This is a genomic window from Halomonas sp. N3-2A, from assembly GCF_002216165.1.
In the GTDB taxonomy this organism is placed as follows: Bacteria; Pseudomonadota; Gammaproteobacteria; order Pseudomonadales; family Halomonadaceae; genus Vreelandella.
The window spans coordinates 4145271-4161527 of sequence record NZ_CP022286.1 but is presented as its reverse complement, the minus strand read 5'-3'; the positions used below and the strand labels follow the sequence as shown (position 1 = coordinate 4161527).

The following is a 16257-nucleotide window of genomic DNA, read 5'->3' as shown; positions in this document are numbered from 1 at the left end:
TAAGGATATGACAATGCACGATAAAGCTTACTGGCAAACGCTAGCCAGCCGACTACAGCTGACCACTCAAGCCTTCATCGACGGTGAATTTGTCAACAGCTATGACGGCTCAACTCTAAAGGCTTACAACCCAGCGACAGGCCAGATGATAGCCAACGTGACTGCCTGCAGTGGTGTGGATATCGACCGTGCGGTACTTGCCGCACGTCGAGTCTTCGAATCAGGTGACTGGTCTCGCTGTCCTCCACTAGAGCGCAAACGAGTTTTGCTCCGCTTCGCCTCGCTTATCGAAACGCACGCAGAAGAGCTAGCGCTTCTACAAACACTCGAAATGGGGAAGCCAATCGCTGATAGCTTGGCCTTTGACTTGCCCGAAACAGCACGCTGTGTGGCCTGGTATGCCGAGGCGATCGATAAACAGTACGATGAGATAGCCCCCACTAGCGAAGACGTTCATGCCACCATCACCCGCCAGCCTCTCGGTGTGGTCGCTGCTGTGGTGCCATGGAATTTTCCACTGATGATCGCCGCCTGGAAATTCGCCCCAGCACTGGCAGTCGGTAATAGCGTCATACTCAAGCCCGCCGAGGCCTCTAGCCTTAGTGCTCTCAGGCTAGCTGCACTAGCCAAGGAAGCGGGCCTGCCGGATGGCGTATTCAATGTCACCCCTGGCCACGGTGCTATCGCTGGCGAAGCGCTGGGAATGCATCCACAGGTCGATGCACTCGCCTTCACAGGATCCACCGCTACAGGCAAGCGTTTTATGCGCTACTCCAGCGAGTCCAATCTAAAGCGAGTGTGGCTCGAATGCGGAGGCAAATCTCCGCACATAGTCTTTGCTGACTGCCCGGACCTGGATGCCGCCGCACATGCTGCTGCCGCAGGTATCTTTACCAACCAGGGGGAGGTATGCATTGCAGGCTCTAGGCTTTATGTGGAAGCGTCTATTTTTGATGACTTCTTACCACGACTGGTTTCCGCCGCAAAAGACATGCCAGCTGGCGATCCGTTGGATCCCTCTACGCGTATGGGAGCGTTAGTCAGCGCCGACCATCATGCCAAAGTATTAAACTTTATCGAGCAAGGACTCAGCGAGGGCATGACTCTCCACCACGGTGGAAAGCATGCGACGCCTGTGGAGGGAGGATGGTACGTTGAACCAACAATATTGGAAGGAGCCCAAACCACAACGGTGATGCGCGAGGAGATCTTCGGGCCAGTGTTAAGTATAAGCCGCTTCGCCGACGAGACCGAGGCCATCGCCTTGGCTAACGATTCTATCTATGGGCTTGGAGCTGGACTCTGGACCGGTGACCTTGGCCGTGCACATCGCGTATCAAAGCGCCTTCAGGCTGGCTTGGTCTGGGTCAACTGCTATGCCGATGGTGATATTAGTGTCCCCTTCGGTGGCATGAAACAGTCCGGTTTTGGTCGTGATAAATCACTTCATGCACTGGACAAGTATTCAGATCTGAAGACGACTTGGTTCAATTTGGCCTACAAAAAATAATACCATTAGCGATTATTTAGCTGTTTCGACATCAGGTATTTCGTCGAACACTTCAAGTCCAGTGGTAAGCCGCTCCTCGAGCGGCACCTTGCCCATAGCATTAAGGAAAAACTCCATAAAGATGGTCTCAGCATCACTGAAACGAGCATCTTGGTGCCACATCACGTGAAGATCGATTTCAGCGACGCCATCATAGGGCGGAAGGGGCCAGAGTCGACCTTCCGCAACATCTCTCAGCACTAAATGCTCGGGTAAACAACCAATCCCCCATCCGGCAATTACCATTCGTTGAATTTCTTGGAGGCTACTCGATTGGCCGACCACATTGCCCTTAAGACCATGGTGGGCACGAAACACTGCAAGTGAAGAGAGCACACCATCAAGTTGCTCGCTGCCAAACGAGACATAGTTCTCACTCATTAGGCTATCCATCGGCAAGTTATGGCGGCCAAAGAGTGCATGGCTTTTTCCGCAGTAGAGCCGATACCGTTGTCTCGCTAATGTCTGGCTATTCAGATTACTCGGACATTGCAATGCGAGACAGATACCCATGGCTCCCTGCCTTTGGGCCAACGCATTCTGCACCTCCTGACTAGACATATCCTCAATACTAAATGTGATCTGGGGAAACTTTTTATGAAAGCGTTCGAACACACTGTCAAGGAATCGGCATTGAATTCCCGTTATGAAAAGTAGCGAAACATGACCGACTACTTCAGGGTCAAAGTCTCCTACTGAAGCAGCCAGCCGTGCTACGTTAGCGTAGATATCGATGGCTTCTCGATAGACGAGATGCCCAGCTTTTGTCACATTAAAGCTGTGACTATCGCGCTCGATTAGCCGCTGACCTAACCTCTCTTCCAATCGTTTCAATGAGAGGCTGACTGCTGGCTGTGAAAGGTAAAGCCTATTGGCAGCCTTACTGACACTCTCTTCTTGAACAATAACAATAAAAGTTCTAAGAAGATTCCAATCCAATGTATCGTGAACGGGTCTCATAAAGCCTCTTCTTAACCTCTAACAATACAGCTAATTTTTATACTAAAAGTGGCCCACTGAACTTATTTAAAATTAATTTTATCACATACAGCATAGAACAATATTGCACCAAAACAGTGCTCCTAGCACTTTTTTTATATTTTCTTGTACTAATCAAGCGCTAAAGCAAAACTCAATTAACAACCAAAAATTATTTAGTGAAAAATTGATAACACACCAAATAAAAATCTTTTGTATAAATTCTATTAATCTTATCCATAAAAAATAAAAAACTCTAGTTTTTTATATTCTATTGACCGTTAGTCATTGTCATGACTAGATTCAATAGCCCCATGCAAAACATTTAATTCGTCAGTACAAACACAAAGAGGCAGACAATGAAACGTTCCCTTGCATTAGTCATTCTTACATTGAGCGCATCACATGCTATGGCTACTGAGTTGAGAATGCTCACCAGCTACGACCAAACGAGTGCTTATACACGCGAAGTTGCCCAGCGATATATAACAAAAGTCGAGGAAGCTAGCCAAGGTGCTCTAAAAATCGGCTTGAACGGACCAGATGTTGTATCACCCTTCGAGCAACTTGAGCCTGTATCATCTGGTGTTTTCGATCTGCTTTACACTCATGGAGCCTACCATACCAATACTACCGGTGTCGGTGCTGCTATGGATGCGGTCTTTGTCGATCCTGACGCTACCCACGAATCAGGCCTCTGGGACTTTATCGATGAACACTATAACGAGCTCGGTCTCAAATTAATTGCAATTCCGCCTTTAGGTAGCAGCGGCTTTCAATATGTACTCAAGGAACCCATCGAGAGCACTCCTGGCCTAGAGGGTCGCCGGATTCGCGGTAGCGCGACTTATACCAGCATCACTCAAGGATTAGGGGGGACTCCAGTGCTAATGTCAGGCGGGGATGTTTACTCTTCGCTTGATCGTGGTGTGATCGATGGAGCCGCTTGGGGACTCAACGGCGTCGAAGATTTCGGGTGGAATGAAGTCGCGGGGTACTTTACCAAACCTACCTTCGGCCAAACCTATACCTACTTGTTCATGAATCTAGCTTCTTTCAACGCGCTCGATGAGGACAGTCAAACTTTACTTCTCGAGCAAGGCAAAGCGCTAGAAAACGAAACAGCCGCCATTCTTGATGAGCTAGCACAGCAAGAGTGGGCATCATTGAAAGAAAAGGGAATGGAAGAAACATACTTTCAACAATCTGATGCCGAGCGGCTTGATGCCCTGGTCAATGAAGGAATCTGGCAGTTAGGGGTCGACAAGTCTCCAGAGGCGGTCAGCAACATGCGTGCAATCGCTGAGCAGAACAACATGACTGCGACGGTCGAGTAGGTATCACTATGCCCCACCCGATAGCTAGACTCCATGACCGTATCACGCGATTCGGGTTCTACCTTGGCGGTGCCACTTTATGTGGCATCGTCTTATGCTTCTGGATCGAAGTGGTCGCTCGTTACTTTTTTAATGCCCCGACACTATGGTCAAGCTCCCTTGTCGCTTATTTCCTCTGCATCGCGGTTTCCCTGAGCATACCGGAGCTTGCGCGCACCAATGGCCACATCGCGATCACCGTACTCCCTGAAAGGCTCTCTCCTTCCATGCGCCAACGCTATGACCGAGTAATCGCACTAATATCAGGAAGTGTTTGTATTGTCACCGCCTGGATCATCGTTAAGGAAACACTCCGCCAATTTGATGGAGGAACTACAACCGCATTGGGTCTTGATATTCCTAAATACTGGGTTTCAAGCTTCATCTGCTATGCCTTTATCAATACCGCCTTGTACTTCCTGCGCCATGCATTGTTTGCGGGGCCCTCTCATGATGATAACGAGCGACAGGAGGCTTAAGCATGGAATGGTATATTTCGCTAGGCATTGCCCTCACATTGCTAATGGGTTTATTCGCTCTGGGCGTGCCGATTTTTATCGCCTTTCTTACCGTCAACGTCCTGGGTACTTTCTGGCTTATGGGCAGTGCAGGCTTCGGCATGTTCGCCAACAGCGTATACAGTACTGTCACCTCAGAAACTCTCACTACCATCGTACTGTTCGTACTGATGGGAGAATTGCTGTTCCGGTCGGGTTCGATAGACGTCATTTTTGATGCCCTGGACACACTAATGGGCCGTATAAAAGGTCGCCTATATTTCTTTGTCATTGTACTTGCCACCCTGTTTGGGGCTTTGTCAGGATCAGCCCTAGCCGTGACCGCCATGCTGAGCCGCTCGGCGTTACCAACAATGCAGCAGCGTGGCTATGATGATAGGCTTTCTATCGGCCTAATTCTGGGGGGAGCCAGTTTGGCACCGATTATTCCCCCAAGCCTGCTGGTCATCATCATCGGCTCCATGGTCGATATCTCGATCGCGCGACTGCTGATCGCTGGCATTATCCCGGGCATCCTTCTAGCAGGGCTGTTTGTCGGCTACGTAGTAGTAAAATTGATGCTCAATCCCTCCTTGGCACCTAACGCCGACGAAGGCGGGGGCGGAACGTGGCGAGCACGTAGTAAGGCGCTACTGAATATGGCGCCGTTCAGTATCATCATTTTCTCGGTGCTCGGGCTAATCATGTTAGGGGTTGCCACGCCTTCGGAGTCTGCAGCCACGGGCGTGCTTGGTGCCATGTTGGTAGCGGTTTACTACCGTCGTTTCACACTCAAAATGGCACGGCAGGCGATACTCTCTTCGTTGGGCATCAGCGCCATGATCATCGCTATCCTGGCCTGTTCGAAACTGTTCAGCCAATTACTCTCTTTCGCTGGTGCGACTTCAGGTCTAGTAGGGCTGGCCACTAGCCTAGAACTTGATCCCATGTGGATGTTGTTACTACTGATGCTAGTGCCGCTCGTTGCGTGCATGTTCATCGACCAGATTGCATTCATGATGGTCGTCATTCCCATTTATGCACCATTAGTCAAGCTATATGGCTTCGATCCCATCTGGTTCTGGACCCTGTTTTTAATAAATATCTCGGTCGGCAGCCTAACGCCCCCTTTCGGCTATAACTTATTTGCAGTGAAAGGCGGCGCGCCCTCAGTACCTATGCAAACGATCTTTGCCGCAGCTTGGCCGATCGTCATCTGCTTCCTCTTCGGCATGCTAGTACTGTTCTTCTTGCCCTCTCTTATCACGTTTTTACCCAGCTTGATCTGACCACTAGGAGATATTCATGTATCACATCGCACAGATGCCAACACCGATTGGCCCCCATATCAGTCAGCAACTACTCGAGTGTGAAACGGCCACTATTGGCCATTTCAGAGAAAATGGATTCATCGATCCAGCCATCCACTCATTGCTCGCCCAGACGCGGGTGGTAGGAACTGCTGTGACCCTCTCTCTTCCACCTACAGACGGCACACTACTTAATCACGCGATGCGATTAGTACGCCCTGGAGACATCTTAGTCATTGACAGACAAGGCGACGACCGACACGCATGTTGGGGTGGGGTGATGACTCACGTAGCCAAGAAGCTAGGTGTGGGAGGAGTCATCATCGACGGAATGGCAACGGATGCACAAACTATTCAAGAGCTAGGATTTCCGGTTTGGTGCCGAGGCATTTCAGCCTTGACGACTAAATTGGCGGGGGTGGGAGGTACTATGAATATGCCAGTCACTCTCGGAGGGCTCGTTATTTACCCTGGTGATATTATCCTCGCTGATGAGAGTGGAGTTCTAGTAGTACCTGCTCAAGAAGCCGTTACGATTGCCTCAAAGGCCATTATGCTGCAACAACAGGAAGAGGCAATTCTCCAGCGAGTGGCCCAAGGAGAGTGTTTACCTGATATTAGCGGAGCCACCGAGATCATTGAGCGAGTTAACGGAATAGCCCCTTAACTTATAATGAAAAAGTAAGCAGGTGCGCTTCATCGACCTCAACCGTGGTCTCAAAATAGGCGACATCATAGAAAATAGCCACTACCCAACAATACCAAACCATAGAGCCGAATTGATACCATTTACTGGCAGCCTGAGCGTGAAAAGCAGTGTCATCGATAGGCTCTGTGCACGACATATTAGCTGTACATTTCGAGCCCAGTTATTGTGGTCTGCCTGGCTGCGGAGGATTGCCATGATTATCGATCAAAAAAACCTTAAACGCCTGCCACAACGGGCTCCGATAACGCTCTGGATGCCACACCAATGAAAAAATCCTGGTGAGCTTTAACCCACTGTTCAGCGCAACCAACTCCCCTCTTTCAAGCTCCCCTTCCACACTGCGATGAGAGAGGCAGCCCAAACCGAGGCCAGCTTTCACTGCTTGCTTGATAGCTTCATGCTGGCTGAGTTCCATGCGCACCTGCAAACGTTCGACATGATGTAACACAGCGGCCTCAAATACTTCACGCGTGCCTGACCCAGGTTCACGCAGTATCCAGCCAGCAGCTTTGATATCAGCGTCATCAAGCCACTCCTTGCTGGCCAGGGGGTGCTGTGGGGAACAGACAATCACAAGCTGGTCTTCGCACCATGTTTCACTCGTCAGGCGCGATTCGTGACACTGCCCTTCGATCAGCCCCAAATCAGCATCAAAACGCAGCAGATCCGTAATTACCTCTCCGGTATTACGCAATCGTAGCCGAAGATCCACTCTCGGGTTCTGATTGCTGAAGTATCCGGCCAGAGGGGGCAGCAGATAGGTACCCGTGGTAGCGCTGGCCGATATATTAAGCGTGCCCTGCAATTGGCTTTCAGGATCCTCAGCGACAGCAACAAAATCGGCCATACCTTCCAGAAGGCGCTCAGCACGGGGTAACAGGTAGCTTCCCATACTATTGAGCTGTAAGCGTCGGCCAAGCCGCTCGAAGAGCTCGACACCCAGATGACGCTCAAGATCTGAGAGCGATTGGCTAATAGTCGATTGAGATAGCTTTAAGTGATCAGCAGCAGCAATAACCGTGCCGTCACGAGCAACAGCGACAAAAACCTGCAACTGGCGAAAAGTCACATGAGGGGTCATATATCGTTTTTACCGAACAGCCATATGGTTATATGTTGATAACCATACAGCATTTTTGCCCCTATGCTAGCCACATACGCACCAACAAGAGAAAGCATTATGTGGCAAGGTCTGATTCTGTGTAGCACCCTAACCTTGGCAGGTTTTGGCTTGGCTAACCTCCCCGGACTCGCTTCCAAAGGTATTAGTCCATTGGTATTCGCCTTACTGTTAGGCCTGGCTGTGGGTAACCTGCCTCTTGCTCACCGCCTTCCAAGTACTCAACCTGGGTTAACATTCGCCACTCGCTGGCTGCTGCGGGGCGGCATTGTACTGTTTGGCCTGTCATTAACCCTGCAACAAGTCTTCGCCCTTGGCTTTAAGGTGTTGCTGTTGGATCTGGTGGTGATCTGCAGTGTGCTTATCATCGGCTATCAGATCGGCACCCGCATACTGGGTATGGATCGTGAAACAACACTATTAACAAGTGCAGGCAGTGCCATCTGCGGTGCTGCGGCGGTACTCGCCACCGAAACGGTCATTCGTTCGCGGCCTGCGGCCTCATCCATAGCCGTCGCCACGGTCGTGCTCTTCGGCACGCTGGGAATGCTTGTCTACCCTCTTTTATACCCGCTTGCAGGAATGAACGAAGATCTTTTTGGCGTCTATATCGGCGCGACTGTCCACGAAGTCGCCCAGGTCGTGGCCGCTGCTGATGCGGTGGGTCCCGAGGCATTGGCCAGTGCTGTTATTGTCAAGATGGTTCGCGTGATACTGCTGTTGCCCTTCCTATTGCTCGTCGGGCAATGGTGGCTTCGTCAGCAGGCCAGTGACTCTGGGTCAGCAGCGGGCAAGCCGGTGATCCCCTGGTTTGCCTTCGGGTTCATCGCCATGATTGTGTTCAACAGTGTTATCCACTTGCCTAGCGGCCTCCATCAAATACTCGTTCTGGCTGGCCAGATTGCGTTGACCATGGCCATGGCCGCACTGGGGTTTGAAACCCGAATCGAAAAGCTCAAGGAGTTGGGTATCCGACCTTTTATACTGGGGTTCATCCTGTTTGGCTTACTTCTGGTAGGGGGTGGCCTAGCCAGTCAGCTTCTGATGGGCTGAACAGCGGCTGCACCACCTCAAACCTCCTCGTCCCTACAAGCTCAAACGTCATGATCTAAAAACAAGAACGCCTACTGACTTTCATTAATGCAGTTAAGTTGGGGGTGGTGCCACTTTCATAGACAACAGTAAGGCCGACAACGTTTTTCCGTGACCATCCAAGTTGAGCGCACCATTGACCCCTCCTTGTAGTGCATCATCCAGGACTAAGTTCATTCCATTGAGATGTGGTAGTAAGTAGCGGGTTACGTGACTAACGCCTCGATGCTCAAATAGCGCGGCAACGTTTGATGCCGAGAGTTGTTCGATGAGCCAGGAATAGTGAGCCTCCTGATACACAAAAACCGCTAAGCTTAGCCGGTCGCCCTTATCGCCTGCCCGGGCATGGGCGTAACGGTGCAATAGCTCACTCATCACCTTCTCCTTTATGCAGTGTGACAACAGGAGCAGCTTGCTGCCTTGGTACTAGATAAGAGGCGGTTTTTAACCGTTGAGTATGGTGCCGACGTATACCGCCACCGCCCGCTGGTCCACAGCAATAAAGTGCTAATAACTCCTGTGTTGCCCGCTCCACTACGCATTTTTCAGCATGCTCCACCGCGAGGCGAAGGCGAATGTCGCTTGCTGTTGTGTTTCTGTGTTGAGTGTTTAGGTGGGCATCGCCATCAAAAACGCTAGAAACACCAATTAAGTCGTAACGGGCGCGCAGATCGGCAGGGCAGCGTAATGATAAACGCTGACGCAGCGTCTCTCTGGCTAGTTGTGCTCTGGCGAAAGCATTCGGGCCCGCATAAGAGATTTCAGCTTCACCTTGATAGCCTGCGAGGAAGCTAACGGTGGTTTTTAACCGCGCTGGCGAGGGTTTGCCACGTACCCCGGTGACTTCAACACGGTCTTTGGCCAGTTGCTTTATGCGAACATGCTCAAGATCAATAACCACATCCGGTGTGATGTAGGCGCTGGGGTTGTGTATTTCATATAACAGCTGTTCTTTTACTGTTTGCTCAGTGACCAAGCCCCCTGTGCCTGGGGGTTTAGTCACAACGAGTCGCCCATTACGCTCAACTTCGACAAGTGGATACCCCAGCGAAGCCATGCCAGGCACGTCTTTAACCCCAGGGTCAGCAAAGTAGCCACCCGTCACTTGCGTACCGCACTCGATTAAATGACCTGCTAATGCCCCTGCTGCCCGCCTGTCCCAATCATCGCTTGCCCAGTCATGGTGGTAGCAGATAGGAGCAAGCGCCAGTGAAGGATCGGCCACGCGTCCTGTGATCACAACTTGAGCCCCTTGGGTCATTGCCTCTATCAGGGCATCTGCACCAAGATAGACATTAGCGGCAACAACTTGCTCTAAGGTTGAAATTGCGCGCTTTTCGCCTACCCAGGCCAGCCAGTCGAACTCATGCAGGCGATCTCTTACGTCATCGCCTTGAATAGTAGCCAAACACGCTTGAGAGTGGCCTAAGCGCTTAGCCAACTGCTGAATGCGACGACGCGCGGCATCTGGGTTAGCCGCACCAAAGTTACCCAAAATCGTAATGTGGTTAGCCAGACAGTCACTCAGAACAGGCGATAAAAATTCTTCCAGCAGTGGCTCATCACCGCTGTCCGGGTCTTTGATCCGGCGTAACTGGGCAGCCGCCAGCGTGCGCTCCCCGAGTGTTTCAAACATCAGCGCACGAGGGGCATCATAAGACATGAGCGCATCGACCAGCGGCCTAGCCGCATCGGTACGATCACCAGAGAAGCCTGCGCCACAACCTACCACGACCGTCATAAGGTCACCCCCGTGTTAGCAACGGTAGTAAATGCAAGGAAATGACGGGCTTCGGATGCACTCATCACCCGACGTCCCGTTGCTTCGATACGGGCTTTAGTCGCGGCGACTAACTCGGCATTGTTGGTAGCGAGTTGGCCATCCGCTCGCCATAAATTATTTTCAAAGCCAACTCGGGCATGACCACCTTGCTGGGCCGCCAGCGCTAAGCAGTCACCTTCGGTTGGCCCAAACGCACAAACCGCCCAATGGTCGCCAGCCACTAATGCGTGTAAAAAGTTAGCTAGACGGCTTGGGTCTGCAATGGGTGGATCCGCATAGCGCCCAAGTACGAAGAGTAAGAAAGCCGGGCCATTAGGCACATCACCTTGCTCTCTTAACTGATTGAAGTAGGTGAGATCTTCAGGCGAGTAAACGATGTATTGAATATGTGTGCCGCGACTGGCCAGGTAACGGCACAGTTCGCCACTGGCTCGAACCTCATAAGCATCTCCGAACCATTCACGCACCGCGATAGAAACGAAGTATGGCTGTAACGTCTCAATGACACGTCTCTGCTCTGAAGGCGAATAACGCCCACCGGCTTCGCTGGTGACCTGAAGGAGCAGTTGGTCTCCTACGGCTTCCTGAATGGCGCTAATGGCATCTTGATAGGCACCCGCATCAAGTAAATGGCGTCCGTCGGTTTCACGCACATGCACATGCATAGCTGAGGCGCCAGCCGCTAGACACTCTTGAGCATCCCGCGCGAGCTCTTTCGGGGTCAGTGGGATGGCAGGATGGTCATGGTAGACGCGCCGAGCCCCGTTGGGAGCGACCATTAGCAGACAAGATGAGGCGCTCATCGAACCTCCTCCTGTTTTACGTTAGTCGCTAGCGCTTGCTGAATAGCCGTCAATTGACGATCTCGTTCAGAGAAAAGGTCTGGCAGTGATTGCCCTTGCGTGGAGGATTCAACCCCATGGATCACTTGCGCATAAAGTTCGTCGTTCATGGTCGGTTGCCCTAAGCTTGCCCAGCGATACTCCTGACTAGGGCCGAGGTGTTCCAAGTAGTGACGAATACCCCCTTGGCCGCCGCCCAGATGATAGGTCAGGAACGGCCCTTGAATGGCCCAGCGCAATCCAGGGCCTGCCGTCACAGCAAGGTCGATGTCTTCCACACTGGCCACGCCTTCCTGCAATAGATAAAGCGCTTCCCGCCACAATGCCGAAGAGAGGCGATTCGCAATATGACCGATCATCTCTTTACGTAACATCACCGGCTGCTTACCGATGCTTCGATAAAAATCGACCAATCGCTGCACCAGCTCAGTATCTGGCCCATAGAGTTCGACCAGAGGGACTAGGTGGGGTGGATTGAAGGGGTGAGCGATAATAATGCGCTCAGGAGCAGGCACACCCTGGGTGATATCAGAGTGCTTTAAAGAGGAGGTGCTGCTCACCACCAACGCTTGCGATGGCGCTGCCCGTTGAATATCTGCTAATAGCTGTTGCTTGAGCGCTACGGATTCAGGCGCATTTTCGACGACCAGCTCTGCGCCCTGTAAGGCCTCTGCCAGTGTTTGCGCTACCACGGGCGTACGGGTATCGGTGCCAAGGGCACGCATATCCTCAGCCACGCGCAGCGTAAAGTTGGCGCGGGCGGTGGCATCCGGGTCAAAAGCGGTGACATGTATACCGCGAGAAAGAAAGTAGGCGGTCCAACTAATGCCGATAGTGCCACAGCCAATCATCGCAATATTCGTCATGCTCACTCCTTGATGACTCATAGCTCCACTCCTTGAAGTGCAATACGCCGAGAGGATTGCCACGCCCATAGATAGAGCCCCGTCAGGCTCGCAATGCCCACTAACCCAAGTGCGATATTCGGCACCAGCGCCAATAGCCCTGTGGTTGCCAATAGCGCACTATCCAGCCATCGGTTGCCGAAGAGCCGAGCCCCTCCCAATATGCCGGCGAAAGCCAAGACAAAGGCCATGGCACGAGCGGCAGCCAAGGTAATATCCCAGGCATCGCCTAAACCGATAAGCGCGGGGTACGCCAGAATCAGGAAAGGGATAATGTAGGTGGTGGCCCCTAGGCGGATCGCGTGACCAGCGACTTGTAGCCAGCCAGCCTTAGCGATGCCAGCAGCAACAAAAACCGCAATGCACACGGGCGGAGTGATGACCGAGATGGTCGCAAAATAGAAGACGAACAGGTGGGCAACCAGCGGCTCGATCCCGATGCGGGTTAGCGCAGGCGCCAGTACAGCGGCGACCAATACATAGGCTGCGGTGGTAGGAATGCCCATGCCCATAATGAGGCAGATGACCGCGACAATTAGCGCCACCAGGAGAACCTGCTCACCCGCGACACTGACTACTAGCGTCGAAAGCGTGACGCCAATCCCCGTTAGGTTGAGCATTGCCACCAAAATCTGTGCCCCGGCGAGCAACACACCAATGATAACCATGCCCTTGCCAGCATCTTCTAAGCCAATCACTAGAGAACGTACTATTTGACGAGGTGGCGTTCGGTCCAACAAAGCAAAGAAAAGGTAACTAACAAGCAGCAGTGTAATGCCTAAAAAGGCTGCGAATTGGATGGAGTAACCATTTAGAACGCCACCAAATAAGCCACCCAACGCAGCAACAATAGGGACTAATCGTCTAAATTGAAGGACATCGGGCCAAGCGGGAAGCTCGTTTTCCGGTACCAACGGTAGGGCTTTCCGCACAGCTACCAAGTGCAGCGTAAAGAAGACTGCGACATAGAAAAGGAGTGCGGGTAATACAGCGGCTAAGGCAATGGTGACGTAGCTGACACCAAGTATCTCCGCCATGATAAACGCCGCCGCGCCTAAAATCGGCGGCGCGATCTGCCCACCAGTGGAGGCAACAGCTTCAACTCCGCCAGCAAAGGCCGGTGGGTACTTGAGCCGTTTCATCATAGGAATGGTGAAGTTGCCCGTAGTGGCGACGTTGGCTACCGCGCTTCCGCTGACCATAGCGAACAGGCTGGAAGCCACCGTCGCAATTTTGGCAGCCCCACCTTGGCTACGCCCGCCGATGCGCATTGAAAGATCAATAAAGGTTTGGCCACCACCTGTGTGGAGCAGCAAGCTTCCAAAGAGTACAAACGCGGCAATGGTGGTAGCGGCTACGCCGAGTAGCATCCCCCATACGCCTAAATCACCGAGAAACAGCGTTTCCGTCACGAAACTGGCATCAAAACCTCGATGGCTGAGTGGTCCTGAAAGTCGGTCTCCCAGCAGCGCATAGGCGATACCCATTGCCACTAGTAGTGGAAATACCCACCCAATAGCCCGTCGGGCAACTTCCAAAATGGACACCACTAAAATGGCAGTGAACACCATATCCTGCGTCGTTGCCCAGGGTAAGGTAGTCAGAATGCTGTTAGCGTTGAAAGTAATAAACAGGCAAGCAGTTATTGCTCCCAAGGATAATAAACAATCAATAACTATCCCTAAGGGGCGCCAAGTTTTACCAGCGCCCAATGGATAAGTGAGTAACCCCAGCCCGATAACCAGCGCAAGAAAGATACTGCGGTGAACCAAGCTTTCAAAAGGCCCGGTCGCTGAGGTGTAGAAGATGAAGCCGCCCAAGAACAGGGCGACCAGCATGAGCAGCTTATTGCGCATGGAATCGAGCTCCTCGCCTTATTCTGACGGTATCAGATGTTCAGGAATCTCGTATCCCTGCTCTTCAAAATAGCGTGCGGCACCAGGATGAAAGGGCACCGTTCCGCTACTGAGGGTGAGTTCAGCGATATCAACATCGGCGAGGTTAGCGAGCGCACTGACTTGCGGTTCGGGGTTTTCCATCACAGCTTTAACAATTTGGTAAGCCGTTTCTTCATCAAGCTCTGGGCTTGCATGCATCGCTAAGCCAAAGCTCCAGGTTGTGTAGGCGGGCATGCCATCAGCCGCTCCCTCAGGGATATTGACCACGGAAATATCAGGCATTTGTTCATTCAGAATTTCAGCCTGGTCATCGCTAAGCGACAGCACTTGGATCGGCGTAAACGTCGCAATATCCATGGAGGAGCCATCCAGCTTTTCACCCACGCCAGATTTAACGTATCCCGCCATACGGTTATCTTTTACACCGGCAACCACATCCGTAGTAGAACCGCGCACATACTCAGGGGTGAGCCCAAGCGTCTCCATAACGGCAATCGTCGTGGCTTCGGTAGCAGAGCCGGTAATACCAGGGTTAAGGCGCGCGCCGTCTAGTTCTGCCATGCTCGTAACGCCAGAATCTTCACGCATCACGACATTTTGTGGTGCTTGGGAGTAGACCCAAAGAAGGCGGTTATCCACAGGGCGACCTTCAAACTCACCTTCACCCGCATAGGCGTGATAGCCCACGTTGGTGGTGACGAGGCCCATATCGACCTGGTTTCTTAAAATGCGGCGCAAATTGTCGACCGTGGCACCGGTCTCTACTACCGAGGTGCGCACACCATCCACATGCTGATTAATAATTTGCCCAACGGCAACGAAATAGCCGTATTGGCTAGAGGATGTGGAGGTAGAGCCAATTAAAAGCTGTTCTTCTGCTTGGGCCGCAGTGCCAACGATCAAGCCAGCACTGAGGATAGCGGTTAAGAGCGGCGTTTTTAGCGAATACATAGTCATTGCTCTCTCTGGGTATTGTGGGTTGTTGGTTCCAGAAGATGTACGTCATTTAACTTATTAAGAATGAGAGAGCCTGCTAGTATTTGTCTAATATAATTATACGAACGAGACTTTTACTTTATTTATGCAGCCTTCTATACGTCAGTTAAAAGCTTTTGTAGCAATCGCCGAGTTCGGCAGCTTCATTGAGGCTTCTGAGCGCCTCTACATGTCACAGCCAGCGTTAAGTATTGCCATTCGCAAATTAGAAGAGTGTGTCGGTGGCGTGCTGTTCAACCGCTCTCCTCGCGGCGTGCAGCTCACCCCGGAAGGAAAATTTTTTCTGCCCACTGCTAGACGGCTGATTAGCGATTGGGATGAAGCTCTGGGCGACCTTGGAGAGCTGTTCAACAAACAGAGAGGCAAAATAACGTTGGCAGCGTTGCCAACATTAGCGGCGGGATTTTTACCGACCGTGCTCGCCGACTACCGCCAACGCTTTCCCAATATTGCCATTAGTGTTCACGATGTGTTGGCCTCCCAGGTGGATGACTTGGTGAGTGACCAGCGGGCAGATATTGGGCTATCGGTACAGCCGCTACTCGCAGAAGCGACCCATTTTGAATCACTCGTAGAAGATTATTTTGTAGCGGTATGCCCGGTTGGGCACCCCTTGTTGGCATTGGAAACCGTTCCTTGGGAGACGCTACTGCACTACCCCATTATTGGGTTGAGCCGTCTTTCGAGTACACGCGCTGCGATTGAGAACGTGTTGAGCGAATTGAGTTTGGAAATGGATTTGATGTGTGAAGTGAGCCAAATAGGTACAGCTGGCCGAATGGTCGCCGCAGGCCTTGGGGTTGCTGCACTTCCTTCGCTCAGTTTCCGTCAGATTTCTGCAGAAGGTATAGAGTGGCGTCCTTTAACTGATCCTTATGTGCCCCGTTCGCTGGGAATCATTACGCCATCCCGAGGTTCACCCTCTGCTGCGGCAACCAGCATGTTGGAAACTATACGGGCACACGCCGGACAATTAGGGGTCATTTCCACCCATGAACACTAAAAAGCTGTCCAACATCGCCAGGACTTACCCCATCGGTTTCAGTATGCTGCTGGATACCCTGGGCTGCCTGTTTGAAGGGCTATATATTTACGATAAGTGGGACTGGCAAGCCAAGTCACCTAGTAGGCGCGGAGTTTTCAAGCGCTCAACGGCAGATAGCGGCGTTTGAGATAGAGATGCTATAACACATTTCTGCTTA

Annotated in this window: 17 protein-coding genes; 8 read left to right on the top strand and 9 right to left on the bottom strand. The window is 51.9% G+C overall.

Annotated features, from left to right (window positions below; genetic code table 11):
- Nucleotides 1-7 precede the first annotated feature (7 nt).
- Nucleotides 8-1510: an aldehyde dehydrogenase gene (locus CEK60_RS19445; protein WP_089040400.1), complete on the top strand. Its 1503-nt coding sequence runs from the start codon at nucleotides 8-10 to the stop codon at nucleotides 1508-1510.
- A gap of 12 nt (nucleotides 1511-1522) precedes the next feature.
- On the opposite strand, the gene CEK60_RS19440 is transcribed toward CEK60_RS19445, so the two are convergent.
- Nucleotides 1523-2509 (bottom strand): LysR family transcriptional regulator, encoded by a 987-nt coding sequence (locus CEK60_RS19440; protein ID WP_089040399.1) that lies wholly within the window; start codon nucleotides 2507-2509, stop codon nucleotides 1523-1525.
- A 377-nt stretch (nucleotides 2510-2886) separates the two neighbouring features.
- On the opposite strand from CEK60_RS19440, the gene dctP reads away from it, so the two are divergent.
- Genes dctP through CEK60_RS19420 form a run of 4 tightly spaced genes read left to right on the top strand, consistent with a single transcriptional unit; the run spans nucleotide 2887 to nucleotide 6377 of the window.
- Nucleotides 2887-3864, top strand: coding sequence for a TRAP transporter substrate-binding protein DctP (gene dctP, locus CEK60_RS19435; RefSeq protein ID WP_089040398.1), 978 nt, complete (start codon nucleotides 2887-2889; stop codon nucleotides 3862-3864).
- An 8-nt stretch (nucleotides 3865-3872) separates the two neighbouring features.
- Entirely contained in the window at nucleotides 3873-4382 is a 510-nt protein-coding gene (locus CEK60_RS19430) for a TRAP transporter small permease (RefSeq protein WP_089040397.1), read from the top strand.
- 2 nt (nucleotides 4383-4384) lie between these two features.
- Nucleotides 4385-5689, top strand: a complete 1305-nt coding sequence (locus CEK60_RS19425) for a TRAP transporter large permease (protein ID WP_089040396.1) — start codon at nucleotides 4385-4387, stop codon at nucleotides 5687-5689.
- A gap of 16 nt (nucleotides 5690-5705) precedes the next feature.
- On the top strand, nucleotides 5706-6377 hold the full coding sequence (locus CEK60_RS19420; protein WP_232471407.1) for an RraA family protein: 672 nt from the start codon (nucleotides 5706-5708) through the stop codon (nucleotides 6375-6377).
- A gap of 1 nt (nucleotide 6378) precedes the next feature.
- On the opposite strand, the gene CEK60_RS22210 is transcribed toward CEK60_RS19420, so the two are convergent.
- Entirely contained in the window at nucleotides 6379-6555 is a 177-nt protein-coding gene (locus CEK60_RS22210; RefSeq protein WP_157698061.1) for a hypothetical protein, read from the bottom strand.
- Nucleotides 6556-6579: 24 nt separating this feature from the next.
- Complete coding sequence (locus CEK60_RS19415; protein WP_089040395.1) at nucleotides 6580-7500, bottom strand: LysR substrate-binding domain-containing protein; 921 nt, start codon at nucleotides 7498-7500, stop codon at nucleotides 6580-6582.
- A gap of 99 nt (nucleotides 7501-7599) precedes the next feature.
- Between CEK60_RS19415 and CEK60_RS19410 the strand changes: the two genes are divergently transcribed.
- Complete coding sequence (locus CEK60_RS19410) at nucleotides 7600-8592, top strand: YeiH family protein (protein WP_089040394.1); 993 nt, start codon at nucleotides 7600-7602, stop codon at nucleotides 8590-8592.
- A 93-nt stretch (nucleotides 8593-8685) separates the two neighbouring features.
- Here the strand turns inward: CEK60_RS19410 and CEK60_RS19405 are convergent, their stop codons facing one another.
- From CEK60_RS19405 to CEK60_RS19380, 6 genes are read right to left on the bottom strand one after another with little or no spacing between them, the layout of a single operon-like run.
- Nucleotides 8686-9006, bottom strand: a complete 321-nt coding sequence (locus CEK60_RS19405) for an AtuA-related protein (RefSeq protein ID WP_089040393.1) — start codon at nucleotides 9004-9006, stop codon at nucleotides 8686-8688.
- The gene (locus CEK60_RS19400; protein ID WP_089040392.1) at nucleotides 8999-10372 is read right to left on the bottom strand and encodes an acyclic terpene utilization AtuA family protein; all 1374 of its coding nucleotides are present in this window, start codon (nucleotides 10370-10372) and stop codon (nucleotides 8999-9001) included. Before CEK60_RS19400 ends, CEK60_RS19405 begins: the two co-directional genes overlap by 8 nt.
- Complete coding sequence (locus CEK60_RS19395) at nucleotides 10369-11217, bottom strand: 3-keto-5-aminohexanoate cleavage protein (RefSeq protein ID WP_089040391.1); 849 nt, start codon at nucleotides 11215-11217, stop codon at nucleotides 10369-10371. Before CEK60_RS19395 ends, CEK60_RS19400 begins: the two co-directional genes overlap by 4 nt.
- Nucleotides 11214-12143 carry a 3-hydroxyacyl-CoA dehydrogenase NAD-binding domain-containing protein gene (locus CEK60_RS19390; protein ID WP_089040390.1) on the bottom strand — a complete coding sequence of 310 codons (930 nt, stop codon included), beginning with the start codon at nucleotides 12141-12143 and terminating at the stop codon, nucleotides 11214-11216. The genes CEK60_RS19395 and CEK60_RS19390 overlap by 4 nt, the downstream gene beginning before the upstream one ends.
- Nucleotides 12140-14017 (bottom strand): TRAP transporter permease, encoded by a 1878-nt coding sequence (locus CEK60_RS19385; protein WP_089040389.1) that lies wholly within the window; start codon nucleotides 14015-14017, stop codon nucleotides 12140-12142. The genes CEK60_RS19390 and CEK60_RS19385 overlap by 4 nt, the downstream gene beginning before the upstream one ends.
- An 18-nt stretch (nucleotides 14018-14035) precedes the next feature.
- Nucleotides 14036-15016, bottom strand: a complete 981-nt coding sequence (locus CEK60_RS19380; protein ID WP_232471406.1) for a TAXI family TRAP transporter solute-binding subunit — start codon at nucleotides 15014-15016, stop codon at nucleotides 14036-14038.
- Nucleotides 15017-15140: 124 nt separating this feature from the next.
- Between CEK60_RS19380 and CEK60_RS19375 the strand changes: the two genes are divergently transcribed.
- Nucleotides 15141-16058 (top strand): LysR family transcriptional regulator, encoded by a 918-nt coding sequence (locus CEK60_RS19375; RefSeq protein ID WP_089040387.1) that lies wholly within the window; start codon nucleotides 15141-15143, stop codon nucleotides 16056-16058.
- Nucleotides 16048-16227: a hypothetical protein gene (locus CEK60_RS19370; RefSeq protein WP_089040386.1), complete on the top strand. Its 180-nt coding sequence runs from the start codon at nucleotides 16048-16050 to the stop codon at nucleotides 16225-16227. Before CEK60_RS19375 ends, CEK60_RS19370 begins: the two co-directional genes overlap by 11 nt.
- The last annotated feature ends 30 nt before the right edge of the window (nucleotides 16228-16257 follow it).